The following is a 24,595-nucleotide window of genomic DNA, read 5'->3' as shown; positions in this document are numbered from 1 at the left end:
GCGTTAAACATTTCATATCTTTAAAGCTTGTCAGGAGCAAGTATTTTTATTTATAGTAACATGGTGAGAAGACCACCGGACACAAGTCCAGTGGATGAATCGCCATCATATTTTTTAAGTAGCACTTACGAAACAGATATGTACCATCATCAATCATATGCTCAACTACAAGTTCCGCCTATATCCAACGAAAGAGCAAGAGCTCGTGTTAGATCAAACCCTTGACGGCTGCAGGTGGATATACAACTACTTTCTTTCAATCCCGCCAATGTCAGAATATGATATGAACTATGCCTTGACCGAATTAAAAGAGCAGCATCCATGGCTTCGCAAATACTACCATTCCAAGATGCTTCAGATGGTAGCAAAGCAGGTTGCAGCAGCTAGAAAGGCTGCCAAAGGCAGGCGGTCATACCGGAAACATGATGATTTCAACTCATTTACCTACAGCCAGTCCGGCTTTAGACTTGAGAACAACAACAGGCTGTCGCTCTCCAAGATAGGCAGCATAAGAATTGTACTCCATAGAAAGCCGGTAAACGTCAAGCAGGTTACAATATGCAGGAAGAATTCAAAATGGTACGCAGTTGCGGCATGCCAGCTACTGCGCAGGATGTACTCAACCTTAATCAAGTATAGAAAGCCTGTGGGTATAGATGTTGGAATTACCAAGTTCTGCCATGACTCCGACAACCACGTTGAAGACAATCCGCAGCTTCTCACAAAGATGCTCAGGCCATTGAGAAAAGCTCACAGGAGGGTATCTAGAAGGCAGACAGGCAGCAGCAACCGGGAGAAAGCAAGACACATGCTTGCCAGATTGTACGAACGCATCCATAATAAGCGCCACGATTTCCTGCACAAGACATCAACAATGTACTACAGCAGCCGCTATGATCTCATATTCTTGGAGAAATTGCGGGTAATGAACATGACCAAGAACCACCGGCTTGCACGCAAAATCTTGGACGCAAGCTGGTCTACTTTTAAAAATATGCTGCAGTACAAGGCCAACCGCGTTGTTGAAGTAGAGCCTGCATATTCCTCGGTTGACTGCTCAAGGTGTGGGCATACCGTACCAAAGTCATTGGCTGTAAGAACGCATTCATGTCCAAAATGCAGAGCAGTACTTGACAGGGACTACAACGCTGCAATCAACATCCTTAAGCGAGGGCGGGAATCGCTGATGATGTTGTCGTTGTTGTTGCTATTACTACTGCTCCGCTACTACCGGTGGAACGCCGGGAAGTTACACGCCTGTAGAGATCGTACAACAGCGGTCGCTGAAGCAGGAACAAGAAGAGGCTATCGGACAAGTCCGATAGTAGTTCACTGAAAACTGCCAACTCCATAACCATATGTCAGACATACAAAGATCGCTTGAAGTAATAGACAAAAGCCTCAAGGACGTGCAGGAGAGGCGTGAAAAACTGATCAAGGGTACACGTGATGTGGTGATGTCATGCAGCAAGTCAATAGTGGCATTGCACCACGGCCAAATAGATGACGCAAAGAGCAAGATGGAAGAAGCAAAGACGATGCTTGAAGAGTTTCGTAAATATGCAAAGGAAGACCTCTACCGCTATATTTCGGTGGCAGAACAAGAGCTTGTCGAAGCATACGCGCTCAGGGCAGTGATGGAGAACACACCTATCCCTAGTATGCAGGACCTAGACGTCACAGGGCCATCCTACCTTACCGGCCTTCTTGACTGTGTCGGTGAGATAAAGCGCCTTGTGTATGACAGGATGCGATCTGGCAACGAAAAGGACGCCGAGAAATTGTTTGCAACAATGGAAGAGATCTATAACGCGATCTATCCCTTTGCAGTCTATGACAACATCGTGTCAGGCTTGCGCAAAAAGCTGGACGTGGCAAGGATCCTCATTGAAGACATCAGAGCAGTCGTCACTGAGGAGAATAGGCGAAAGGCACTCATTGATGCAATCGACGGTCTGGATAGGCGCAGCTGAAACTCATTTATCTTTAGATGTCTGATCCGGCAATAGTGTGACCGAATTTTCAAAAGCGGTAGCTGGCTGCATTGCAGAATGGGGCAAAAGAGCGGCGGCCTGCAACGACAGCGCAGAGTGCTTGGAGCATTCAGCAAGGCAGTTGAGGGAATGCCTTGATGCTGCTTTTCCAGATTCGAAGAAAGTTGAGCTTGAAAGCGACAAGGTGAATTACATGCTCTCATCGATATTCTTTCTTGCAAACCGGCTATCAAAGGCAAGTCAGGGGTTGGCAGAATTTGACAAGGTGATGAGCGACATCGAAAAGGTGGGCAAGGCCAGTCTTGAAGACGGTGAGAATAGGCAGTTGTACATCAAGTTCCATAAAGAGCTGGATGAGATACTGGCCAGATACTTTTAGCTTGTTGTTCTCCTTTCAAACCGCTCGTATACTTCAGGGTTTGCCAGCAGCCAACCATAATGGCTTTCGTCATGAACGTAGCGCACCTCACGCACCCTTGGCACGATGTTGCGCTTCCGCAATCCAAGCACGAACTCGCCCTGAAAAGCAAGCCCTATCCGCTTTGCCTTCGCAGTTGATTTCGGATCTCTTGGCAAGAGGATACGGTAGCTGAATTTGCCTTCTGGCACCTGTGTGATATAGGATTCGATCAGCCTGTCTACCGCATGTCTGATGTCTGACGCCTCCCTTATGTCGATCGTCTCCAGCACTGGGAATCTTGCGTAAGGTGAGCTGGGACTGTCAGTCATAATTATTACTACTAAAAAGTGTGTACGTATCAGACAGGATTTATTCTGTTCTATTGTTCTGTGGCAACCAGACTGCAGGGTTACTTGTATTTTGCAAATGCTTCTTCAAGATGTTTTGTCAGAGTCTTGTGCCATTCTGGGAAGCCTTCTGGCGCTTCAGGATAGTTGTAATAGTGATCTACCAGCACTTTGTTCATGTTAGCGCAGTACCTCAGGTCCTCTGCAAGTTTCTTATTCATTGCGCCTCTTATCATCATGCCGAGCTTGTCAACGGTGCTGAACTCTGGATGCTCGCCCTTTGTTATCTTGTCAATGTCCATCTTGCTCAAAAAGTGCTTCATGCCATAGTTGATCTGCTCATTTGTCAACCCCTGCAACATTCTGCGGAACACTTCAAGCCCGGCAGTCTTGTAGCCATAGTCATTGATGAAGTGCTTGTTATACTTCCACAGACCCTTTTCGGAAGTGTCGCCAGCCTGCAGCGCTTCGACAGCATCCTTGCCAGCTATTGTGGCGGCGATTATCGCCGGCCCAATGCCGCCTGCATCGAGAGGCTTGGGCATCCATGCAGAGTCGCCCACCAGCATATAGCCGTTCGCAACAAGGCAGTCATTTTGCCGCCTTACTGACACCTGCCATGTTCCCCAAGCGTTGCCATCGTCGCTAGCGCCGTCTGCTAGGCGTGGGTTTTTGATCACTGGATTCGCTTCAACATATTCGTCTATGAGCGTCTTGAGATCAGGGTGGACTCCCATGGCCTTATTGCGCATATCAAACGCCTTTTGCTGCACTCCAAGTCCGATGTTAACCTTGCTCTTGCCCTTTGGAAAGACCCAGCCATAGCCACCTGGCGCGAGCTTTTGATCCAGATGGATTATGCAATAGTCAGGGTCGAAAAAGGTCTTGTCGTCATATGCAAGGTCGAAGTTATAGATGTAGCGACCGGTGGCTTCAAGGTCGTCGCGGTTGATCCTGCGCTGGATGAATGACTTGATCGGGAGGTTTGTTCGCAATACAGAGGTTACGCCAGTGCAATCAATTACCAATTTTGCGGTCTTTTTGAATACCGTCTTGTTATCAAGGTCGTCGCCCTCCACTCCAATTACAGTGTTGCCTTCTACTATCAGCGAGCGAAGCGCTACCCGCTCCTTTATCTCGACGCCGGCCTTTGTGGCATCCTTTAGCTGCCTCTGAGGCAAAAGCCGCCGGTTTAGGATATAGCCCTCGCCATCAAACGAAATGCCTGTCTCATGATCAGGCGAATACGCGATCACGCCCTTGACTGGGTGCTCGATCTCCGGGTAGCCCCAGCTTATCTTGATCCTCTCTGTCATATAGTCAACAGTGTTTTTGCCCACCGCATCGCCGCATACCCAGCCAGAAACCGTCTTTTTGCCTTGTTGAGGAATCGCGTTTCTATCGATGACCAGAATCTTTAACGACTGGTGAGAATAGTATGCCGCCGACGTTGCCACAATAAGGCCGGCAAGACCGCCGCCTGCTACAATAATGTCATAGTCTCTTTTCATTCAGTTAGACAAGGCGTGAAGGCAAAAAACACTATTTAAAGTGTTGGTGGCAAAAAGTCTACTATCTTTGCACGATCGAGGAGTCGTCGCATATATTAGTTTCTAATGCATGTTTGATTGCTGTTACGTAACTACAAGTTTCGCCTTTATCCTACCGTATTTCAGGAGAAACAGCTTGTAGAAGCGCTTGATGGTTGCAGGTGGGTTTACAATTACTTTCTTGACAAGAATCTCTCATTAGAAGACATGCAGTTTGCATTGACAGAGCTGAAGGGAGAGGAACGATTTCTACGTAATTACCATAGTAAGATGTTACAAATGGTTGTACACAAGACATACTCGGCAAACAAGGTTCTAAAAGCCTTGAAACAGAATGGGCATAGGGTTGGGAGATTGCATTATCTGACTGATGAAGGATACAATTCGTTTACATACAACCAGTCGTGATTCAAGATAGAAAATAACAGACTGTGGTTGTGAAAGATAGGACATATCAAAATAAGATTGCATAGGCAACCATTCAATATCAAACAGGTGACAGTCAAGAGACATAATAGTAAGTGGTATGCAATTGTCACTTGCCAATCAGCAAAACCAATATTTCAATTTGTAAACCTTCAAGAATCACAGTCGGTATTGATGTTGGCATTACTAAGTTCTGTCATGACTCTGACAATAACTCAATCGATAATCCATTATTTCTGAACAATGACTTAAGGCCATTGAGGCGAGCTGGACGAGTGCTATCTCGAAGACTGAAAGGCTCTAACAACTGGAAGAAGGCGAAGATTAGATTGCAGATACTACATGAGCATATTATGAATAAGCACAATAACTTTCTGTACAAGCTATCCACAGAGTATTCAAAACGATATGACGTAATATTCTTGGAACGATTACATGCTCTCAACAATGGTGAAAAACTACCATCTTGCAAGGTATATTCTTGATAGTGGTTGGAGTAATTATCTTTCGGTTTTGTTGCATAATAAGATGCAGCCAGACCGGGTGTAATATTATATACAACATTCTACTCGTTGTGCTGATTTAGCCCCCACCTAGCCCTTACTTTTTCTTCAAGCCTCATGAACACTAGTCGATCAACAAGCAAGCCTATGGCAAAGATGGCTATCATAACCGCGATTATCTGGCTCATATCGTTGAATTCCCTGCCTACGTGAAGGACGTGACCGAGCCCGTAAAGGGTCGTTATCAGTATCTCCGCTCCTATCAAAGCATGCCATGCAAACGACCAAGCCTGCCTTATGCCCATAATTAGCGAAGGAGTTGCGGCAGGAATCATGACGTACCTGAACAACGTGAATCCCTTTGCTCCCATGTTTTTGGCAGCCCGTATGTAAATAGGAGGCACGTTGCGAATGGAGCTGTAGGTTGATGTCATTACAGAGAAAACTGACGCCATGATTACTACAAAGAGTATCCCGAAGTCGTTGAATCCTATCAGGAGTATTGAAAACGGCACCCACGCGATACTTGGAAATGTGAGTAGTCCAACTGCAAAGGAGCTCATGGTTTTTCCAAAGCCCAGAAACTTTACCATTGCTAGTCCAACTATGCCACCTATTCCAACAGCCATCGCAAAGCCTGCAATAAGCCTCCACATAGTCACCCCGATACCGACTACTAGAGAAGAGTCGGTTACCAGGCGAGCGATCGTCCCTACTACCTTTGCAGGGGTAGGCATGAGTACAGATGGGAAGATTCCGATGTTTGAGACAAGCTGCCAGATTCCTACAAACGCGGCCAGGAAAAGGAAAGTGTTGGCAATATAAGTCGTATCTATCCGATGTTTCTGTTTCCTCGCTTCAAGAATGAGTTTTTGCAAATCTGAAATCCTCCTGTAGCTCATTCAAAAGTTCTCTACGGATTGCGCTTATCTCTGGACTTTCAATGTCGCGGGGTTTTGGATAGTCTATCACAATTTCCCTCTTTATGCTTCTGGTATGCGGCGAAAGGAGTATGATACGATCTCCTAGTTGGACGGCTTCGTTGATGTTGTGCGTGACAAACAGGATCGTTTTGCCAGTCGATTTGTGTATCTGAAGCAGCTGCTCGTGTAAAATCTCCCGCGTCTGCACGTCAAGCGCTGCAAAAGGCTCATCCATCAGCAGAATCTGTGCGTCAAGCGCCAATGCCCGTGCAATGGCGACCCTCTGCTTCATGCCGCCGGAAAGCTGGTATACGTATGAATCTGCAAATCTTGTCAGATGAACCATATCTATGAAATTACTTGCGATCTCTTTTCTGAGCTCTTTTGGGATTCTGGCGATCTTTAGTCCAAACTCGACGTTGTCCGTGACCGTCAGCCAGGGAAAAAGGGCGCCTTCCTGAAATATGACAACCCTCTCTGCTTTTCCTATGTTTTTGTTATTATTGCTTTTGACGGAAATTAGGCCAGAATCAGGCGCGTCCAGGCCTGCTATTATGTTCAAAAGGGTGCTCTTGCCGCATCCAGAAGTGCCCACTATTGTGACAAATTCGCCTTCTCTTATGCGCAAATTTAGCCTATCCAGCACGACATGGCGTCGTGTAGGGCCGCTATCATTTTTCTCTGACTGCAGAAAGGTCTTGGAGACCTCTTTCAGTTCCAGAATTACGTTTTTGCCATACATCTGTTCGATTTGAGCCATCGCACAGTGTCATGCACATGCAGTGAATATAATTGAGTTCAAAGACGCAATACTTGCGCGTTCGATGCCGATCTGGCATAGTTAACGAAAGAACCCAAAATTATCTGTCAAAACTGATTGGTGTTGTCATCATCAGCGCAAAATAAGATTTACGGACTTTAGGGTTTTGTAAGGAGTCAGAAATTGAATACAAAACCTCGAACTTGCGATCCTAATTGAATGTAAATAAGCCGCTTTTTGCACGAAGCCGGGTTGGAAAGTTAGAAACTAAATAAAAAGATGAACGGAAGCTACGTAATCTGAGGTAGCCCTCTTTCTCGCAGGATCTTGTTGAGAATGTTCAGATCGTAGATTCCTGAGAGGTCCGGTTTTTCTTCGAAGAAGCCTATTTCGTAAGCGGCATTGGCAGATTCAAATAGTGAAGTCTTTACAGGGTCATAAATGAGTTTTAATCGAGACATGGCATCCATGAATTCGTCATCTGGGATCGTCTTACCTGTTAAAATCTGAAGCTGCTCATTAAAGATTTTACGTGCCTCATCAGGGTGGGAGTTTATCCAGTTTGTTTCGTCAATGTGCGCCTTGATCAGCTTTTCTATGACATCAGGGTTCTTTTCCAGATAGTCTGTTCTGGCTATAATATGTGCTGTCACAAATTCTCCATTAGGCCACAGGGTTCGTTCATCCAAGAATATTCTTCCATTCGCCTCTTTGACCAGTTTAGCTCCCCAAGGCTCAGGAACCCACGCACCATCAATTTCTTTCTTTATCATCAATGTAACAATATCGGCGTTCTTGGCAGGCAGCACTTCCACGTTGCCCCCTTTGTCTTTTGTATTGTAGCCATTGTCGAGCAAGTACTTGCGCAAAGCAACATCTTGCGTGTTGCCAAGCTGCGGAGATGCAAATTTCTTGTTGGCAAAATCTTTCACCGAATTAATCCCAGCATCGTTTCTGACAACAAATACGGCGCCACCACTGGCTGCACCTGAAATGATTCTTAATGCTTTTCCCTCAGACTGGACGTAACCATTGATTGCTGGGTTGGGACCGATGTAGCTCACGTCTATCTGGTTTGCAAACAGCGCTTCGATGGCAGAAGGGCCAGCGTTAAAGATTTGTGTTTTTATCTTAATGTTACTTCCAAGAGCCTTCTGAAAGTCGCCGTTGCCAAGGCCAATAACTGCCTGCGCGTGATTGATATTTGGAAAATATCCTATCCTTATCGTCTTTTGCTGTGTAGATTCAAGAGTAGTTCCTGGGTTGTTATTGCTTGCAATATTCTTACTACCGCCAGATATCGCAAGTAGCGGCACCGATGTAGCAATGACCGCTACTATTATAGCTGCAGCGATGCTCAACTTTAGCTTGTTGTTCATGCGTTATTTCGCCGGCTGTTAGGGCTAATACTGCTCCTGAAGATGCAAGAAATGCAAGATACATGCAAATTTCTAGTAGAAATCGACGCCAAAGTGCAGAATCCGCATAGTTAGCAAGTCCAAAATAGGCGCATAAACTGCGTATGCATGTACGGAATTGCTTGAAGATTACGCCAAGAACCGGGTAGATGGCAAAAAGCCGAGAAAGGAAGGGAGGACCTATGTCATTGACAAATTACAGGGCCTTGACAAGGAGAACTTTGAAGCTTTAGCCCCTTTTGTCGATGCGGTCAAGATCTACGGTGTTCTCCCTCTTATACTGCCGGAACCGGTATTGCAGAGAAAGATAAAATTTTACCAAGACCTTGGCGTCAAAGTCTCTACAGGCAGTACCATTTCTGAATACATGGTAGCAGAAAACGCGTTTGACAAGTTTGTAGCTGCCGCAGCCACCATCGGGTTTGATATAATAGAAATTGGAGAGAACAGTCTTGACCTGACTTTTGAGCAAAAGAAAAAGATCACTGATGCTATTCTAGCCAAGAACCTTGAATTTCAATGGAAGGTGGGCAAGAAAGACCCGCGCCACCAGTTATCCATCGATACCGTGACTGCCAAGGTGGAGGAGGCAGTCAAGCTAGGTTCAGACAAGGTTGTGCTTGAAGCCAACGAGGGTGTCAACGTTGGCATATATGATGAAAAGGGAGCAATCAAGTGGAACTTTGTGGGGGCGCTTACTGCAAAATTCCCTCCAAACACTTTCATCTTTGAAGCGCCGCTTGAGCATCAACAGTCCGCCCTGATTGCAGAGTTTGGCCAGAGGGTGAACCTTGCAGAGATCCATGTCGACGCTGTATCGTCAATAGAATCACAGAGGAGGGGATTCCCTACGAAGGCATCCTTCAGTGTGTCTTACCTGCGCAAAGAGCCCGAAGGAGGACCAGGGGCAAAATTCGTCTATTTCATTATAAAGACAAGACATCCTATAGACCAGGTTCAGATCATGGAGATGTCGAGGCTTCCCCGAAGGACTGTACAAAGCGCGATAGATGAGCTCAAGAATCAAGGGCTGATAATAGAAAGAAGCAGCCTTGACGATGCCAGAAAGAAGGTTTACAGTCCTGTGCAATCGATATGGCTGTAGGCTCTGTGCAGGAACTGCACATTTCGCGCTTTACAGGCGCATTTGACGATGAATAAATCCTGTGCAATTCAAAATATGCTATGCTTAACGCGCCTACAATAGCATCAAGGATAACGGTCGAACGTGCGAATTTTGTCATCTGCAATGAATGCTTTTGGTGCGCTTCATCTCTTGGTGCTGAATCGACGATCGAAAGATGCCCGTCTTGCTACAAAAATGCAATAGAAGTGATGCCCGTCTTTCATAATGAGAGATACGCATTCGATTACAACACCAGTACCGGAATAATACTAGACTTCTCACTGGAAAGCAAGGGAAAGACTCGTAGCTCCCCCGCCAGCATAGGAAATGGGCAGCGAGATGAGTAATCCAACAACATGCTATAACAAAACAAGCTGCAGAGAGTGTGGCCAGAAGCTCTCTGTGACGAAAATCTGTAGCTATTGCTACGAGCCAGTTAATTGGGAATGCGATAACTGCCCATATGTCGACGATTCCGTTCACAGCCACGGTGGAAGAATAGCAATCCAAGTACAACCTAAAGAGGGAGGAAGCTGCATCATGTTATGCTAGACAGATAAGGTGTAGTCATGCGAGCAATTCCATTCTCCCACGTTTTGATGGCATAGGTTTAGATCAGATTGCCCCCACCAATTTTTTAATTCGTGGGCGCCTCTGTAGGGTAAGTCACTATACCTATCAGACAATCACCAATGCCAAACGATGTGCTTTTACAGGCGCATTTGCATGCCAATCTTGCATTTTTCTTTCCAGAGTTGCATCTTTGGAATCGTCTAAATCAGATATCGTCTATTATCTTCGATATGGACTTTAGGTCACAAGAAGATCAAGTATCGCAAGTAGACGCACGAGGCATTTACAGAAGGTACGGTACAAGGCCATCAGAAGGATACGTTCGCTTGCGTCAACTCACTGTCAAGGATAGAGAGCTGCGCCAGAGATTCCTGGAGGAGTATCCGCATGTCCAGTAATAACGGCAACGGGTATGCTCATCCAGAAGTCTTGGCGGATACCGGCTGGCTTGCTGATAACCTCAATAATCCTAACATCAGGATCCTTGAAGTGGATTATGACCCTGAGAATGCCTATCGACAGGGGCATATTCCGGGCGCCTATCTGGTCTGGTGGAAAAGAGACATCAATGACGCGGTACGCCGTGACATAATCAGCAAGCAGCAGTTCGAAAGCCTCATGTCAAGGATAGGCGCAACCCGCGATACAGAGCTGATCTTGTACGGCGACTTTAATGGCTGGTTTGCGGCATTCGCATTTTGGGTGTTCCAGTACTATGGTCACAAGAAAGTGAGGATACTTGATGGAGGCAGGATCAAATGGGAAAAAGAGAAGAAGCGTTATACAAAGGACGTGCCTCCGATACAAAACTCAAGGTACATAGCAGCGCCGGCAGACGAAGGAATACGGGCATACGTCCCAGATGTACGGCGCGCGATTGAAAGGGATGGAGAGACCGTCCTGGTCGATGTGCGCTCTCCAAAAGAGTTCAGTGGTGAGATTACCGCGCCGCCAGAGTATCCTACGGAGCATGCCCAAAGAGGAGGTCACATTCCGACTGCTGTAAACATTCCTTGGGCTCAGGCGATCAAGGAAGACGGAACGTTTAAGGATCCAAATGACCTTAGGGCACTTTACGAGGCCAAGGGCGTCACACCGGACAAACACGTCATATCGTACTGCAGAATTGGAGAGCGCTCTTCGCATACCTGGTTCGTTCTCAAATACTTGCTCGGCTACCCGTCTGTCAGCAACTACGATGGTTCCTGGACCGAATGGGGCAACATGATAGGCAATCCTATAGAGAAGGGCACAAACTAGCAGGTCACCTTATAGGTATGATCCACTTCTTTTTCTTTCAGAATCTCCAACTACTAAAATCAATCCAGAGGCATTGTAAGTGCTGTTAAATCAGGATTGCTGTAAGGCGGGACGTCCTCTCCTATTAACAGCGATTCCTCCTCTTCCCAAAGTAGCAAGTAAAATTTGACTTGGCATGTAATGACTGAGTGGGTCAAACAGAGTTTGTGCATATGTTCTAGAAAAATGTAATGGGCCCAACAGACTCGCACCCTGTGCAGAACCGAGACTTTTCGGATTCTCCTACTTAAAAGAAATTATCGCTGAATAGTTTGTGGTACTGGCTACTCTAAGATCTAGTGTATCAAATTTCACGTGTACAGATTTTGCTATCTGCGCCTTGATGTGCTCTGGAATTCCACCATAACATTTGTTCAATACCTCTGTGTTCTCCCATCCACCCAAGCTTGCTACATAAGCAAGCGACCAATTCGTAGCTGCCAAATAATATAGGCCATAGTATGCCTGAACAAGTGTAGTGGATGTTCTGTAAAGTATAATCCATCTCCCAGTGCGTATATTCTTGTCTTCTCGTTTAGCCAGCTGCTTCTGTCAAGCGCTGAAAATATCCTTTTGAACTTTATAGCCAGCTTGCAAACAATTCGCCTTATCACTTTTAGCATCTTTAAAGAACAAGAATTTTCTGTCTTTTGGCAACCTATCATAAGCAGTTTCAACGACAGCCTTGCATTCTTCTGTTGGGTATTTCACCCACCACTTGCCTTCTCTTGTCAGGTACCATTCACCGCGCTTTATCTTCGATTCAAACTGTTCTACTCTAAACAATGGAGAAAAAGCTATTCTGTCCCGGCTCATGGATGCCATTGCAAAAGCCCTGGCTCCAGTGTGCAAATCGATGTTCATAAAAGACCATGACTCCCAATCATTTCCATTCTCAAGCCGTTTGTTTATCTTGTCTATCTGATCAGGCGTCAGCATAATGTCCTTGTATTCGCCCAATCTTTCCAGTGTAGTTGATAAACCATAGCGTTTACCTTCACCATGAGCGAAATTGATATTGTGAGCTGCCAAAAAGCTTCGGTATGCGTTAATGGTGTTTGTCCTTTGCATCTGCGGGTATGCTGTGTTAAACCATGCCAGAAAGTTCTGCCAATATTCTACGGCTATCTCCTTTCTCTTGCTCATTTCTATCGGAACGCCATAGCTTACAATAGTTTCAGGCATCACTTTCAGCTGGCTAGACATTCCGTGTATGACACTTAAGAGATAGCGAATCCTGCTTGCCGGAACCCGGCCTGATTTGAGGAATATTATCCACTTTTGTATCGACGGCAGCTGGTTGAAATGTTCCTTGTCTAATCTCTGGTACTGTTACCTTTAACGCGTAAGCGGCTCTTTCTTGTCTGTATTTTGTTGATAATTGTCTGAGCCAATTAGGTATTCCTCTTCTTGGTTGCAACAGCGCCTAGAACTGACAGAAGCACTGGCCTAGTATGGGGATAGATATATCATATTCAGTACTTGGCAATAACGAGTTTGTGAGCAGCTTTTTAGTCGATTGTTGAAGGGCGTCCCTGGCAACAGCTAAAGCTGCCACCAGAGACGCATGGTTTGTGAGAACCCTGCCAATCCAGTGCGGTACATTTACCCAAGAACCTACCGACAAACATTTTTTGACACATGAGAGAGTACTTGGTAATGCAGTAAACGTACTGCTGCCAGTCTTCAGGCCAGCCGATTTCAGAAAAAGGCGGTATTCAGTAGTCGATATAGCAAATTCTGTGGTCTATGCCTGTACCGGTGGGACATCCATAACACAAGCCTGCTGTACTCTGGCCAGCACCCCGTCCAGGAGGGATGTCCAGTACCACGTGTCCAAGATTGACATTTCGTGGATTCAGTCGGCCGCCAACAGGCTGCTGCAGAAAAGGGTGGCGGAGACCCTGCACAATCGAGCTGTCGACATAGCCATCGACATGACAGACGTTCCCTACCACGGCGAGCCTGAGAATGAGGGGGATGTCAGACGCGGCAGGGCCAGGAGCGGCACGACCCACTTTTTCACGTACGCCAGCGCCTACGTGATGCTCCATGGAAGGAGGTTCACCTTGGCCACCAGGTACATCCGGGAGGGGGAAGCACTGGTTGGAGTAGTCAGGTACCTGCTTGCAGAGGTACAGAAGGCGAGCATCGTGATAAAATGCCTGTTCCTTGACAAGGGGTTCTTTACAGCAGCTGTAATGAGCTACCTCAATTCCATGCGTATCCCGTACATCATAGCCGCTTTTCCAAGAGGCAGGAAAGGCGGCACGTTATCCAGACTGACCCGGAAAAGAAGGGATAGTTTCGTCGTACCGGACTGCGAAATGACAGATTCTGCCACCGGCGAGAAATGCACATTCAGGCTGTATGCCGTTGCCAAATACCGGAAGAAAAGGTACAGGAAGAAACGCGGCGTCCAGTACATGTACTATGCCGCAGGCCTTGTCAATATCCCGGTAGGGCGGATGTTTGACGAGTACCGGAGGAGATTTGGCATAGAATCGTCATACAGGGCGATGGGAAAGAGCAGGGCCAGGACGTCATCCAGGAGTCCAGCACTGCGCTTCCTCTATGTTCTGGCATCGCTTGTTATACAGAATGAGTGGGTGTACATCAAGTGGCAGTACCTCAGCAAGGCGACGCGCGGAAGGTACGGGAGAAGATACGATGCAGAATTTACGTACTTTCATATGCTGCTTTTTCTGCGGCTGGGACTGGAGCAGAAATACGGCGCGGTGTACTCGGTACAGATCAAAAACAGCAGGTCAGTTATAATTGATGGTGGCTAATTGCCAGGTACTGATATTACAAATAATAAAGTCGGAAAAATTATTAGTAATACTCCATGAAACCTGAAGAAAAAGTTTAGTGTTTGTGTAATTTTAGAGCTAATCTGAAGATGGGCGACTATGCAACAAGTTACGCAACGGTTTTGGTGCATTAGACGCTCGTAGAAAGTGATTTTCCCAAATAATTATTCAAACAGATGTTATAATACAAGGCTAAGCTCGTAGTTGAAGTGCCATCATATAGTACCTCTGTTAATTGCAGCAAATCTAAAAATAAAGTGCCAAAGATGCTGGCAATGCGTACCCATAGATGTGCCAAATGTGGGCGGCTAATCGATAGGGATTACAATGCAAGTCAAAATATCAAACAGAAAGGCTTGCAATTGTTGCTACCAGTGGGATGCCGGGAAGTTACGTCTGCAGAGATTCTAGGTGAATCGCAGAAGCAGGAATTAGACTCCCAAACTTATTCGGAGGTAGTTCGCAGTGTTCCTGTCTAGGCAGAAAGGCAGAATAACGGCGGCATATGCTCTGATCTGTGGGGATGCATAGGCCGTTTGTGTTCTTTGATCTGGGCCAGACCTTAGTTGACGAGTGGGACTTTATCGCCCACTTTGACCAAAAGTTTCTTGAACTGCTGAACGGCTTTGGAGCACGGATAGACCAGCGCAATTACCGTGCCGTTCGTGACAGCATTATCCGCGATCGCAAGATAGGCCATGGCAGCGTCAGAGAGTTGGTAATAGAGGTCTGCAGAATGCTGTCGCCTCAGGGCTATGATAAGGTTATCGCATCCAGGCTTGAGTCCCAGATAAAGCAGGGCAGGCGCGACCTGTTTCGCCTTTTCGATGATGCCGAGCCCACTCTGCAGGCGCTCTCAAAACACTGCGAAATGGGATTAATAGCCAACCAGTCAGAAGACATTCAAGAATTGCTAGAGAAATCTGGGCTTGGCCGGTTCTTCAAAGTGCAGACGATATCCTCTATTGTGAAATTGAAAAAACCTGATCCTCGAATTTTCGAGCTTGCACTAAAGCAGGCGGGGCGTCCTGCACATGAATGCATAATGGTGGGCGACAGGCTCGATACAGACATCTGCCCGGCCAATACACTAGGCATGACTACGATAAGGGTCACCAACTCACTTTTTGCACTGCAGATGCCTGCGCAAAAGTGCGAGTATGCCACATACACTGTGGCGCATTTGTCAGAGATCCCCAAGATAGTGGAAAGCATTATTATCAGTTGATGCTGCAAAATGCATTCCATGTATTCGGTTGTTAAAATGGTAAAAAACACCCACAGGCACCCTGCCAATCAGGCGCTCCATTGTATAGGCGCGCCTTTCTATATTATCGGCCTTGCAATGATATTTGGGCATTTTGCAGGGATGCAAACTAACCCTGTTATGGGAGCTGCAATGTGGCTCTCAGCTATTGCCATGTTTGTGGCCGGCCACAAGATAGAGAGCAATCTTGGATCAACTACCCCTGTTCTTCTCTTCAGGCTGCTGTCAAAGGTTGTTTGCAATCTTGTCGCGCAGCGCGTCCATCTCCTGCGGGCTTGGCTTGGGCCGGTTCTTGAACATTGAGTGGATGGCACCTGCGCCGTCGCCTTTTTTCCTCGGGACAATGTGAACATGCATATGGGGTATCTCTTGCCCTGCTTCACTTCCATTATGAATCGCGATTATAGAAGCGGTCACCTGTGATCCTGCCTCTACCGCGCCGGCAACCTTCCAAGTGATTTCAAACACCGCCAGCGCATCCTCCTTGCTCATGTCCTGAACTTTGGCGTAGTGCGATTTTGGGATTACAAGCGTGTGGCCTGCGGCAAGTGGGAAGGCATCGAGCAGCGCAATTGCCTTGTCATTTTGCATCACTACCCGTGCAGGTATCTTGTCGCCGGCAATCTTGCAAAATACGCAATTTTCGTCTTGCATAGGTGCCCTGCTTTATTTTGATATATTATCATTGCAGTGTAGCAGGACTTGTTGTGAGGCGCGCAAGCTTTGCCTTTGAAGCAACAAACTGGCTGATATCTTTGGCAAATGCTACCGAGGCTGCACCTTTTTTCGCGACAACACCTATTCTCTCGGGTGCAAAGTTATGCTTTTTCAAGTCTTCGATTACTAAGCTGGCGACATCTCTCGCGGCGACTATCAGGTGGCACCCATTCACTGATGCCGTCGCATTTTCAACCAGAAATTCCTTGGTGGCGAATCTCGCGATCTCTTCATTTCTAACAGGAAGCTCGTTTACCAGCAGGTGCGAATTTGCAAGTTCTGCAAGCGACCCTAGAGCAAACACGCCTTGCGACCCGACCGGATGTACAGCCATGATATGGGCGTTCTTGTCAAATGGAGCGCCAAAGTCCGGGCAGTATTTTGTTATTATCTTGCCCAATGCGAAGTGGGGCTCGCTTAGATTCTTTATTGCCTCGTCTCTTGCCTCGCTGATGCTGGCAAATGATACCTCGTTCTGCTCGTACTTGATGATGTTTTCCGAGTCCATGCGACCGAGCGTATAGAGGTTCAAGGCCAGCAGGCCGCCGAACTTGTTTGTTACTATTATCTCCATTCCCTGCTCGATCTGGTCGTATCGCGTAGGCATCTCCTTTGTGGTGCTTGCCATTGCAGTCGTTCCATAGAACAGCTTGCCTATCTTGAGCGAGCTGTAATCCTCCATCGCAAGGTTGTAGCGTGAAGTGAACACGTCAAGATTTGACCTTATCCTGTCGAGGATCTCCTCTGACGGCGCATCATAGACAGGGAACAGTCTGAACGATGACGGCATACCGCACCCAAGGAGGTTAAGCAGTTCAATTGCAGACGTCATTGCGATGTTGCTGTGCACGTCTGCGTCTGGTGCCCTTGTCACGTCTGTAACCTGTGTAGCTGAAGTGACACAGGGCATATACCCCACTTTGTCTCCCCTATGGAGTTCTATATAGTCAAGCATCCCAAACTGCGCCTCAGGGTGCTCTGTCAGCACTGCAGATACGCAGGACACCGACACTTTGGTGCTGAATACTTTGAGGAAATTCTGTAGCGATTCTGACAGCAGCGGCGCATATTCGCCGGCACCAGTATGCACGCGAAAGATCGCCAACGCACGCTTGACTTCGACTTCCTTGTCAACGACAGGATTTGTCAAGCTGTAGACGCGCCTTGTCAGCTCTGGCATCTTGCCGTCTATATGGTAGAACGAATCAAACCATGAAGGGGAGATCTTTATGCTGCTCCGCTTGGTGTCTGCAAGCGCACTTTTCATGATATGGTTGTCGACTTCGTTCGAGCAGGTCGGGATCCACCGGAGCGGGTCAAATCCGAGTTTCCTGTATTGATTAACATGTTCCCAAAAATTATCAGACAACCACAATCTCTCCTAGCAATCACTATAGTTAATAGATGAATTTATACAATATATAGAAAATACTGCTTAGTGAACTACCTACGAATAAATTCGTAGGCTTCTTCCTGCTTCCTCGACTGCATTGCAATCTCTACAGGCGTGACTTCCCGGCGTTCCACCGGTAGCAGCAGCAACATCAGCGATTCCAACCCTCGCTGGAGGATGTTAATAGAAGCGTTGTAGTCCCTGTCAAGTACTGCTCCACATTTTTGACATGCATGGGTACGTACTGCAAGTGACTTTGGAACAGGGTGTCCACATCTTGAGCAGTCAATCGATGTGTATGCTGGCTCTACTTCAACAACACGGTTGGCCTTGTACTGCAGCATATTTTTAAAAGTAGACCAGCTTGCATCTAGGATTTTGCGTGCAAGCCTGTGGTTCTTTGCCATGTTCATCACACGCAACCTCTCAAGAAATATCAGGTCGTACCGGTTGCTGTAGTACGTTGATGTCTTGTGTAAAAAGTCCCTTCTCTTGTTGTTTATGCGTTCGTACAATCTGGCAAGCATGTGCTTTGCCTTTTTGTAGTTGCTGCTGCCTGTCTGCCTTCTAGATACCCTCCTGTGAGCCCTCCTTAGTGGCCTGAGCATCTTGGTCAGAAACTGTGGGTTGTCTTCAGTGTGGTCGTCAGAGTCGTGGCAGAACTTGGCAATGCCAACGTCTATCCCTACCGGCTTTCTGTAAATTATCGTTGAATACAGCCTGCGCAGTACATCACAGGCTACAACAGCATACCACTTTCCCGTCTTGCTGCGGCATACAGTCACCTGCTTGACGTTGACTGGCAGCTTTCTATGCAGTACAATCCTTATGCTGCCTATCTTGGAAAGTGATAGCTTGTTATTCTCGAGCCGAAAGCCAGACTGGTTGTATGTAAATGCGTTGAAATCATTATGTTTCCTGTACGACAATATGCCTTTGGCAGCGGTCTTTCTTGCAGCTGCAACCTGCTTTGCTATCATCTGAAGCATCTTGGAATGGTAGTTCCGTAGCCACGGGTGCTGCTCCTTTAATTCTGTTAATGCGTAGTTCATGTCGTACTCTGATGACATGTTTTTGTCAAGGAAGTAGTTGTACACCCACCTGCAACCATCCAGCGTCTGCTCTAACACAAGCTCCTGTTCTTTCGTTGGGTAGAGGCGGAACTTGTAGTTGAGCGTCATGGTGATGATAGTATAGTACTACTTAAAAAATATGATGGCGATTCATCAAATCAACGGGAACCAAATTCATCCCACCACCCTTGAAAAGGTGTGGGTTTTCTTTGGTTCCCATACCCTCCATTATGATAAACAACTTCTTTTATCTGCCTCATGTCTAACTCAAGTCCTAGCAGATCGAGAGAACAAGTATTATAAGGAGTCTAGCTCTCAATTTTCCATATATGGGGCCGAAATTCACTCCAACCCAAATCGAAAAACTTGCTGATGAATTTGAAGCAAAATCCGCCGAAGAGGTATTGAAATGGGCTCTTGATAATTTTGGCACCAAGATCGGCCTTGCGTCTAGCTTTGGTGCAGAGGATGTTGCTATCATTGACATGATGACCAAGATCAACAAAGAAAAGACAAAGGTCTTTACACTTGAAACAGGGCGGCTCAACCAAGAAACTTATGATGTAATGGATGCTATCCGTGCAAGGTATGGCATCCAGATCGAAGCATACTTTCCCGACCAGAAAGAAGTAGAGGAAATGATCAGATCAAAGGGCATGAACCTGATGTACGAAAGTGTGGAAAACCGCAAGCTGTGCTGCGAAATAAGAAAGGTGCATCCGCTCAACCGCGCACTTGCCACCCTTGATGGTTGGATAACCGGCCTGCGCAGGGACCAAGTTGCCACAAGAGCTACTACAAAAAAGATCGAGCTTGATGCAGTGCATGGCGGCATCATAAAGTTAAACCCGATAGCTGACTGGAGTTCAGACAGGGTCTGGGATTATATCCGCAAGAACAACATTCCATATAACGCGCTGCACGACAAGGGTTTTCCAAGCATCGGTTGCGAGCCATGCACACGTGCAGTGCAGCCAGGCGAGGACCCGAGAGCTGGAAGATGGTGGTGGGAGAACGCAGCTGCCAAAGAGTGCGGCCTCCACTTTGACCCGACGAAAAAGAAACAACAACACCAGTGATGTATGTTGGCTGGATCAATCCCGCTGCCTCATGGAGGCAGGCTTGTAAACAGATTTGTCGCTTCTGACAAAAAGACTGACGGCATGTTCACCGTTTCCGTGAGCGACGACTTGCGGAACGACATTGAAAATATTGCAGACGGCATCTTTAGCCCACTTGAAGGGTTCGTTGGCGAACAGGACTTTCAGAGCATTGTAAAGGCCGGCAGGCTGAAAAATGGCCTCGCATGGACGGTGCCAATTGTCCTTGATGTTGACGAGCAGACGGCTGTGAAGATGAAGGATGCGGGACAGGTCGCGCTGGCAACTGGCAGCGACAGGTTCGCTATTTTACATGTTGAAGAGACATACGCATTTGACAAGCTGGCATGCGCAAAGGCGATCTACCAGACTGACGATACCAAGCATCCCGGCGTGGACAAGATGATCAGGATGAAAGACAGGCTTGTCGGAGGCAAGATTGACGTTGTCAAAAGGATAGAACAGTCTCCGCTGCGCAAGTACAGGATGACGCCAGCTGAAACCCGTGCGGAAATCTCGCGAAAAGGGTGGAAATCAGTAGTAGGGTTCCAGACAAGGAACGTCCCCCATGTCGCTCATGAGATGCTGCAAAAGGCCGCGCTCAACCTCTACGATGGGTTGTTTGTCAACCCTTTGATAGGCAAGAAGAAGCAGGGAGACTTTAAGGACGAAGTGATCCTTGCTGCCTATGTGGCCCTGATCGATGAGTACTATCCAAAAGACAGGACGATGTTTGTGACACTGCACACAGAGATGCGCTATGCCGGCCCCAAGGAGGCCATCCACCATGCCATAATGAGAAAGAACTTTGGTTGCTCGAACTTTATAGTCGGACGCGATCATGCTGGAGTGAGCAACTATTACCACCCATTTGCCGCACATGAGATATTCAAGAATTACATGGATCTTGGGATAGAGCCGGTGTTCTTTCCAGCGTTCTATTACTGCAAGAAATGTCTGAGCTATGCTAACGAAAGGAACTGCCCCCACGGCCAAGAGTTCAGGGAAGAGCTGAGCGGCACAAAGATGAGGAACATGGTAAGCTCGGGCGAGATCCCGGCAGAACATCTGATGAGGCCAGAAGTAGCGAAAACAATCATCTCGTTCAACGAGCCATTTGTACAGTAAGGCGAAAGAGTTCTCTCTGTCTATACTTTTTCTCTCATCGCAGCTCCGCATCTGGGACAGACAATCATATGTTCAGTTTGAATGGCTGCTACAGATCTCTTGTGTCCACATCTTGGACAAACCAATACTACCTTTGTCTGTCGGCCAGAGTGTCGCCTTTTCATTTTATATGATCTTTGTAAATGGTCTGGCTCTTCTTTAACTTTATCCAGTTGGATAAAAAGAACTAGCATTCAAAGTGTTGTATTATCATGATGTTGTCATAATACCTAGCGAGGGTGTATGCATGCTCATGGACTGCATCCACATAACAGCTCTTTGGATACCCTCTTTCTTCCAACATAAGGTGCAGCGTTTCATGTGACACGACTTTGGCGGAGTATTCATAATTGAATTCGACTGCACCAAAATTAACGGTAGGTTGCGCCACTCCCTGTGCCCTGTCGTTGATACCATGTATAATCTGGTTATTATCCTGCATAACAATTACGTTGAGGCCAACACGATGGAGGGCTGTCTGCAAATCAGCTTTTTCTTGCTCGTTCAACTGATCAAGGCAGATCGTCTGGGAGGAGATGCCCCACTCTTGGGCCATCGCAGAATCGTACTTTGCCCAGAAATCCTGATCAAAATCAGTCTTGCAATCAGTTGGAGGATAGAGAAGAATCACCACTCCTGGTTCATCGTCTGAATAGGCCGGCTGGATGAAAACGATTGCGATTACTAGGGCGGCTATGGCAACACTGTGATAATATCTCATGCATTAATGAGATTGCATGACCAGTCGTTAAGGAGATGGATGTAGGTGAAGTCCACTGAACGAAGGTATCAATTACATGCAAGATAATAATATCAAGTGCCTTAGGTGCTCTGGTATATAGACGGGCTGTCCGTATGAAAAATGACAACAAGCTAAGATGTATAGCTAGTGCTGACATCCTCTCCGCCCTGAAAGACTGGAGGTTCCTTGTTACTTCCAGTGGGCATAATCCCACCTCAGTACAAGAGGGTTTGCCATAACCCTGCTACTGCTAGGGAGTCTTGTTGTTGAGGGCAGCAATTCTCCCTTTACAGCTACGTTCCAGATGTTTGCAGCGCCGCATACGTCTGCATTCATCATCACCCTGTTTTCCTCGCAGACGTGCAAGCCTCTATGTACCCTGCCATTATGTCCTTGACCGCACACACAACAGGTCTTGGAAGTTCCTCTCTCTGACACCTGAGCGAAGTCCATTCCATAGTCCTCGCAGAGATGTTGTATCCATTGTATTGTCTGTGCATGAGACCAGAAGTTGTGCAGTTTTTGGTTGGTGTGTGCTCCAAGGTTGTTGCCATCCCTTATTCCGCTAAGGTCTCCTACCGCCACCTTTGTGATTCCTATTTGCTTCATCCTTTCAAACAGGTCTTTGAGCATCGCTCTTGTAGCATGTTTGAAGCGTCGAGTTCTTGTTCGGTAGAACAGACCCATCTTCCTCGATGTATGCTGTTTTTCTGATAGCCTTGACTGCATCTCTGCTATCTTTTTCGTCCTGTACACATAGTCGCTCAGGACCGCTCGCCCAGAGTACACCACTGGCCGTTCTCCTTCTGCATAGAAGGCCACTAGGTTGCATATCCTTAGGTCGACAGAACCCACCTTTTCGGGTTTGCCAGATACAACAGCCTGTTTTGCAGGCGCAACAACAACATCGACTGGTATGAATGCGTACCAAGCGTCCTTCAGCCTGTCGTAGATAACGTCCAGCCGTCCAGTCTTGCCTTCTCTCACCCTGTCTGTGGCGTATCTCAGTTTCATGTTCTTGCCTATTATTGTTATCGTCGAGTGTTTCCTGTCGAGCCTGTAGCAGTCGTTTCGGACATAAAACCCTCTGACAACGGTTTGTTTTGTATCTCTGTCTTTCAAGTAGCCCGGCATCCTAACCTTCTTGATGTTAGAAGGCAGCCTGCCCTGCGATTGCAGTCGCTTGAGCGCCCAGAAAGAGCTCCACGCTTCATCAAGCTTTTTCAGTACAGCTTGACCTTTGCCTGTGCCTATCGCCTTGAAGTTTTCCGAGTGTTTGAGGTGGCTGCACTGGCGTGAATAGTTGGGGGATCTTTTTCTTGTTCAGAAAAGCCTGCCTGCGCTGGTAGTTGGCTTCGTTCCAGAGTAGAGAAGTGTGGAGGGCAATGCGCTCTAGCTCTTGCTCCTGCTCTTTCGTAGGCTTGAGTAGAACGGTGTCTGCCCTCAACGAGTCTGTATGACCGCTGGAAGTACTTAAGGCTTAACGGCCTCGCTAACCCCCTCCTGAAGGATGGGGGCTTGCGCTCGGCAATGTCTGTCAACTACTATCGAACTTGTCCGATAGCCTGAAACTCATGCGGCCAATATAGAGCTCTGCTCGTTTGTCATGCACTGCAATCATCTTTCAAGTCATGCCGGTTGACTGATGATGCGGCATCCCTGACAGAAATCTGATATATATACTATCATCGCTCTGTCAGCGTATTTTGCTGTCAATTCAGCAGCTTCATCACAATTGCCTTGGAGTTTTACGCTCTGATCAGGCAACCCCATACTCCCATATCAGACGGCTCTGCCGTCCTCATCAAGCTGGCAAATTGTACAACAATTACTTAAGGTTTATTATGGTATGGGCTTTGTTTAAAAAGTCAACAATCCATGCTTGGATAGCTGTTGTTTGATTGCATGACTTTGTTTTTATGAGTTATTACTTTTTACACAAAGCCTATGGTAGGGCGATTCCTCCACTGGACAAGTCCAGTGGTCTTCTCGCTAGCATTTCTATGATCCTCTTTGAGGAGCAAGATAATAATAGCTTTCTAAAGCATTTTCAGAAGTAAAGACCGCAGCTTCCGGCTCTCGCTACTCATTCAATTTTTCTCAACATGGAGATACTTTTCAAGCTGGGACATTAAAAGGGGTGTTGCCTCTCCAAAAACAGGCGTAAGTACACTATTTATTTCATCAAAGGTGTACATACAAGAATTATTATCATCATCAAACAGAATTCTATGTGCTTGAAGATGCTCCAAGAGCAATTTTATGAAGGAATTTCCAAACAGGTTATCCATACCACGAATTGCTTCTCTTAGATCTGATGCGAGAACTTTGTTTGCGATCAAATTGCAATCTCTCTCCAATGCATATGCAATACGATTAACATATTCAAATTCTAATAAGCTATTGTATGTAGATGTTCACACCGGTTCTATCAAGTGTATGTACTAATTCTTCAGATTGGTCGTTCTATAGTTTGCAAGTCTTGGATCATCACAAGCTGCTACGTACATAGAGCTATCGGTACAGCTGTCAACTAGCAACGCCATGGTGTCTTTGCACATCTCTTTGTTCTGACTATCGCCAAGGCAGCGATTAACTTCCACCTGGGCAGAGCGTTCATAGGCAATGCGGAGCCTTTCCTCGGGGTTGCTGTTCTTAAAGTTGATGTCATTCAGATAGTCTAGATCGCCATCTTGGATTTGCACACCTAACCCCTCTATCTGCGATTCGAGTCTACCAGAAATTTGGCTCGCAGTTGCAGTAGAGGGCAAACCTGCCAATACAAAGTAAACCAGCACAGGCGAAGCCATTGTCGCGATGGCTAGAGCTATTCCGGCATTGAACTCATCAACCATCTTAGTTGAGTGTAGTAACAGCATACATACATATACTTTTAAACATGAATTGTCCTAAACGTTCGTCTCAATAGTACGCTTTTATATATTGAGGGAGACTTTTTAGGCTTGGGGCAACCTCTCACCAAAATGGATACCCTTCTTTTGGG

25 protein-coding genes and 2 pseudogenes are annotated in these 24,595 nt (G+C 46.7%); 12 read left to right on the top strand and 15 right to left on the bottom strand.

Translation table 11 applies throughout. The annotated features are described in order from the left end of the window. Window positions 1–157 precede the first annotated feature (157 nt). The 3 genes and pseudogenes from NGAR_RS04790 to NGAR_RS04780 all read left to right on the top strand — a co-directional run bounded on the left by NGAR_RS04790 (window position 158) and on the right by NGAR_RS04780 (window position 2,373). A pseudogene (locus tag NGAR_RS04790) lies at window positions 158–1,325 on the top strand (RNA-guided endonuclease InsQ/TnpB family protein). 33 nt (window positions 1,326–1,358) lie between these two features. Next, the gene (locus tag NGAR_RS04785; RefSeq protein WP_148681001.1) at window positions 1,359–1,973 is read left to right on the top strand and encodes an RNA-binding protein; all 615 of its coding nucleotides are present in this window, start codon (window positions 1,359–1,361) and stop codon (window positions 1,971–1,973) included. 37 nt (window positions 1,974–2,010) lie between these two features. After that, window positions 2,011–2,373, top strand: a complete 363-nt coding sequence (locus NGAR_RS04780; RefSeq protein ID WP_015018530.1) for a hypothetical protein — start codon at window positions 2,011–2,013, stop codon at window positions 2,371–2,373. On the opposite strand, the gene NGAR_RS04775 is transcribed toward NGAR_RS04780, so the two are convergent. After that, window positions 2,370–2,723: a hypothetical protein gene (locus NGAR_RS04775; protein ID WP_015018529.1), complete on the bottom strand. Its 354-nt coding sequence runs from the start codon at window positions 2,721–2,723 to the stop codon at window positions 2,370–2,372. The two genes, NGAR_RS04780 and NGAR_RS04775, sit on opposite strands and share 4 nt — an antisense overlap. An 80-nt stretch (window positions 2,724–2,803) precedes the next feature. Further along, complete coding sequence (locus NGAR_RS04770) at window positions 2,804–4,252, bottom strand: NAD(P)/FAD-dependent oxidoreductase (protein WP_015018528.1); 1,449 nt, start codon at window positions 4,250–4,252, stop codon at window positions 2,804–2,806. Window positions 4,253–4,369: 117 nt separating this feature from the next. Between NGAR_RS04770 and NGAR_RS19285 the strand changes: the two genes are divergently transcribed. Beyond that, on the top strand, window positions 4,370–4,699 hold the full coding sequence (locus NGAR_RS19285; RefSeq protein ID WP_015018527.1) for a helix-turn-helix domain-containing protein: 330 nt from the start codon (window positions 4,370–4,372) through the stop codon (window positions 4,697–4,699). A 113-nt stretch (window positions 4,700–4,812) separates the two neighbouring features. After that, the gene (locus NGAR_RS19280; RefSeq protein ID WP_148681000.1) at window positions 4,813–5,202 is read left to right on the top strand and encodes a transposase; all 390 of its coding nucleotides are present in this window, start codon (window positions 4,813–4,815) and stop codon (window positions 5,200–5,202) included. A gap of 80 nt (window positions 5,203–5,282) precedes the next feature. Here NGAR_RS19280 and NGAR_RS04755 read toward each other — a convergent pair whose 3' ends face one another. The 3 genes from NGAR_RS04755 to NGAR_RS04745 form a co-directional block, all read right to left on the bottom strand. Next, window positions 5,283–5,957, bottom strand: coding sequence for an ABC transporter permease (locus NGAR_RS04755; protein WP_228369296.1), 675 nt, complete (start codon window positions 5,955–5,957; stop codon window positions 5,283–5,285). Between the two features lie 121 nt (window positions 5,958–6,078). Beyond that, on the bottom strand, window positions 6,079–6,903 hold the full coding sequence (locus tag NGAR_RS04750; RefSeq protein WP_015018524.1) for an ABC transporter ATP-binding protein: 825 nt from the start codon (window positions 6,901–6,903) through the stop codon (window positions 6,079–6,081). Window positions 6,904–7,193: 290 nt separating this feature from the next. Then, window positions 7,194–8,282, bottom strand: coding sequence for an ABC transporter substrate-binding protein (locus NGAR_RS04745; RefSeq protein WP_015018523.1), 1,089 nt, complete (start codon window positions 8,280–8,282; stop codon window positions 7,194–7,196). A gap of 157 nt (window positions 8,283–8,439) precedes the next feature. Between NGAR_RS04745 and NGAR_RS04740 the strand changes: the two genes are divergently transcribed. Both NGAR_RS04740 and NGAR_RS04735 read left to right on the top strand, forming a co-directional pair. Continuing rightward, entirely contained in the window at window positions 8,440–9,426 is a 987-nt protein-coding gene (locus NGAR_RS04740) for a phosphosulfolactate synthase (RefSeq protein WP_015018522.1), read from the top strand. Between the two features lie 981 nt (window positions 9,427–10,407). Beyond that, window positions 10,408–11,280 carry a sulfurtransferase gene (locus NGAR_RS04735; RefSeq protein ID WP_148680999.1) on the top strand — a complete coding sequence of 291 codons (873 nt, stop codon included), beginning with the start codon at window positions 10,408–10,410 and terminating at the stop codon, window positions 11,278–11,280. Between the two features lie 591 nt (window positions 11,281–11,871). On the opposite strand, the gene NGAR_RS18340 is transcribed toward NGAR_RS04735, so the two are convergent. Then, window positions 11,872–12,390, bottom strand: coding sequence for a hypothetical protein (locus NGAR_RS18340; RefSeq protein ID WP_228369295.1), 519 nt, complete (start codon window positions 12,388–12,390; stop codon window positions 11,872–11,874). A 503-nt stretch (window positions 12,391–12,893) separates the two neighbouring features. Between NGAR_RS18340 and NGAR_RS04720 the strand changes: the two genes are divergently transcribed. The 3 genes and pseudogenes from NGAR_RS04720 to NGAR_RS04710 all read left to right on the top strand — a co-directional run bounded on the left by NGAR_RS04720 (window position 12,894) and on the right by NGAR_RS04710 (window position 15,360). After that, on the top strand, window positions 12,894–14,111 hold the full coding sequence (locus NGAR_RS04720) for a hypothetical protein (protein WP_015017779.1): 1,218 nt from the start codon (window positions 12,894–12,896) through the stop codon (window positions 14,109–14,111). Window positions 14,112–14,338: 227 nt separating this feature from the next. Then, window positions 14,339–14,611: pseudogene (locus NGAR_RS04715) on the top strand (zinc ribbon domain-containing protein); the annotation flags it as partial. Window positions 14,612–14,655: 44 nt separating this feature from the next. Further along, window positions 14,656–15,360: an HAD family hydrolase gene (locus NGAR_RS04710; RefSeq protein WP_015018517.1), complete on the top strand. Its 705-nt coding sequence runs from the start codon at window positions 14,656–14,658 to the stop codon at window positions 15,358–15,360. A gap of 98 nt (window positions 15,361–15,458) precedes the next feature. Here the strand turns inward: NGAR_RS04710 and NGAR_RS04705 are convergent, their stop codons facing one another. From NGAR_RS04705 to NGAR_RS04690, 4 genes are all read right to left on the bottom strand, one after another. Further along, window positions 15,459–15,641 (bottom strand): hypothetical protein, encoded by a 183-nt coding sequence (locus NGAR_RS04705; protein ID WP_148680997.1) that lies wholly within the window; start codon window positions 15,639–15,641, stop codon window positions 15,459–15,461. Further along, window positions 15,625–16,053, bottom strand: coding sequence for an HIT family protein (locus NGAR_RS04700; RefSeq protein ID WP_015018516.1), 429 nt, complete (start codon window positions 16,051–16,053; stop codon window positions 15,625–15,627). The genes NGAR_RS04705 and NGAR_RS04700 overlap by 17 nt, the downstream gene beginning before the upstream one ends. A gap of 28 nt (window positions 16,054–16,081) precedes the next feature. Beyond that, the gene (locus NGAR_RS04695) at window positions 16,082–17,485 is read right to left on the bottom strand and encodes a SelD-related putative sulfur metabolism protein (protein ID WP_148680996.1); all 1,404 of its coding nucleotides are present in this window, start codon (window positions 17,483–17,485) and stop codon (window positions 16,082–16,084) included. A 74-nt stretch (window positions 17,486–17,559) separates the two neighbouring features. Then, entirely contained in the window at window positions 17,560–18,690 is a 1,131-nt protein-coding gene (locus NGAR_RS04690) for an RNA-guided endonuclease InsQ/TnpB family protein (RefSeq protein ID WP_015018514.1), read from the bottom strand. A 221-nt stretch (window positions 18,691–18,911) separates the two neighbouring features. Between NGAR_RS04690 and NGAR_RS04685 the strand changes: the two genes are divergently transcribed. Both NGAR_RS04685 and sat read left to right on the top strand, forming a co-directional pair. Next, entirely contained in the window at window positions 18,912–19,661 is a 750-nt protein-coding gene (locus NGAR_RS04685) for a phosphoadenylyl-sulfate reductase (protein WP_015018513.1), read from the top strand. Window positions 19,662–19,664: 3 nt separating this feature from the next. Next, complete coding sequence (gene sat / locus NGAR_RS04680; protein ID WP_015018512.1) at window positions 19,665–20,810, top strand: sulfate adenylyltransferase; 1,146 nt, start codon at window positions 19,665–19,667, stop codon at window positions 20,808–20,810. Between the two features lie 226 nt (window positions 20,811–21,036). On the opposite strand, the gene NGAR_RS04675 is transcribed toward sat, so the two are convergent. From NGAR_RS04675 to NGAR_RS04655, 5 genes are all read right to left on the bottom strand, one after another. Further along, on the bottom strand, window positions 21,037–21,570 hold the full coding sequence (locus NGAR_RS04675; RefSeq protein WP_015018511.1) for a hypothetical protein: 534 nt from the start codon (window positions 21,568–21,570) through the stop codon (window positions 21,037–21,039). A 210-nt stretch (window positions 21,571–21,780) separates the two neighbouring features. Beyond that, window positions 21,781–22,845, bottom strand: a complete 1,065-nt coding sequence (locus NGAR_RS04670; RefSeq protein WP_228369343.1) for an RNA-guided endonuclease InsQ/TnpB family protein — start codon at window positions 22,843–22,845, stop codon at window positions 21,781–21,783. Continuing rightward, window positions 22,805–23,038 carry a hypothetical protein gene (locus tag NGAR_RS04665; protein ID WP_148680995.1) on the bottom strand — a complete coding sequence of 78 codons (234 nt, stop codon included), beginning with the start codon at window positions 23,036–23,038 and terminating at the stop codon, window positions 22,805–22,807. Before NGAR_RS04665 ends, NGAR_RS04670 begins: the two co-directional genes overlap by 41 nt. Window positions 23,039–23,681: 643 nt before the next feature. Then, window positions 23,682–23,933, bottom strand: coding sequence for a hypothetical protein (locus tag NGAR_RS04660; protein WP_015018508.1), 252 nt, complete (start codon window positions 23,931–23,933; stop codon window positions 23,682–23,684). Between the two features lie 102 nt (window positions 23,934–24,035). Next, complete coding sequence (locus NGAR_RS04655) at window positions 24,036–24,446, bottom strand: hypothetical protein (protein ID WP_015018507.1); 411 nt, start codon at window positions 24,444–24,446, stop codon at window positions 24,036–24,038. Window positions 24,447–24,595 lie beyond the last annotated feature (149 nt).

This window comes from Candidatus Nitrososphaera gargensis Ga9.2 (assembly GCF_000303155.1).
Lineage (GTDB): Archaea > Thermoproteota > Nitrososphaeria > Nitrososphaerales > Nitrososphaeraceae > Nitrososphaera > Nitrososphaera gargensis.
Note: the sequence above shows the minus strand (reverse complement) of the source record. Positions and strands in the feature narration are given on the sequence as shown.

What these genes read in the sequence shown, in the direction of transcription:
- NGAR_RS04785 (WP_148681001.1), top strand. Translation starts at nt 1,359, where the DNA reads ATGTCAGACATACAAAGATCGCTTGAAGTAATAGACAAAAGCCTCAAG.
- NGAR_RS04775 (WP_015018529.1), bottom strand. Translation starts at nt 2,723, where the DNA reads ATGACTGACAGTCCCAGCTCACCTTACGCAAGATTCCCAGTGCTGGAG.
- NGAR_RS04770 (WP_015018528.1), bottom strand. Translation starts at nt 4,252, where the DNA reads ATGAAAAGAGACTATGACATTATTGTAGCAGGCGGCGGTCTTGCCGGC.
- NGAR_RS04755 (WP_228369296.1), bottom strand. Translation starts at nt 5,957, where the DNA reads ATGCCTACCCCTGCAAAGGTAGTAGGGACGATCGCTCGCCTGGTAACC.
- NGAR_RS04750 (WP_015018524.1), bottom strand. Translation starts at nt 6,903, where the DNA reads ATGGCTCAAATCGAACAGATGTATGGCAAAAACGTAATTCTGGAACTG.
- NGAR_RS04745 (WP_015018523.1), bottom strand. Translation starts at nt 8,282, where the DNA reads ATGAACAACAAGCTAAAGTTGAGCATCGCTGCAGCTATAATAGTAGCG.
- NGAR_RS04735 (WP_148680999.1), top strand. Translation starts at nt 10,408, where the DNA reads ATGTCCAGTAATAACGGCAACGGGTATGCTCATCCAGAAGTCTTGGCG.
- NGAR_RS18340 (WP_228369295.1), bottom strand. Translation starts at nt 12,390, where the DNA reads ATGCAAAGGACAAACACCATTAACGCATACCGAAGCTTTTTGGCAGCT.
- NGAR_RS04710 (WP_015018517.1), top strand. Translation starts at nt 14,656, where the DNA reads ATGCATAGGCCGTTTGTGTTCTTTGATCTGGGCCAGACCTTAGTTGAC.
- NGAR_RS04700 (WP_015018516.1), bottom strand. Translation starts at nt 16,053, where the DNA reads ATGCAAGACGAAAATTGCGTATTTTGCAAGATTGCCGGCGACAAGATA.
- NGAR_RS04690 (WP_015018514.1), bottom strand. Translation starts at nt 18,690, where the DNA reads ATGACGCTCAACTACAAGTTCCGCCTCTACCCAACGAAAGAACAGGAG.
- NGAR_RS04685 (WP_015018513.1), top strand. Translation starts at nt 18,912, where the DNA reads ATGGGGCCGAAATTCACTCCAACCCAAATCGAAAAACTTGCTGATGAA.
- sat (WP_015018512.1), top strand. Translation starts at nt 19,665, where the DNA reads ATGTTGGCTGGATCAATCCCGCTGCCTCATGGAGGCAGGCTTGTAAAC.
- NGAR_RS04675 (WP_015018511.1), bottom strand. Translation starts at nt 21,570, where the DNA reads ATGAGATATTATCACAGTGTTGCCATAGCCGCCCTAGTAATCGCAATC.
- NGAR_RS04655 (WP_015018507.1), bottom strand. Translation starts at nt 24,446, where the DNA reads ATGGTTGATGAGTTCAATGCCGGAATAGCTCTAGCCATCGCGACAATG.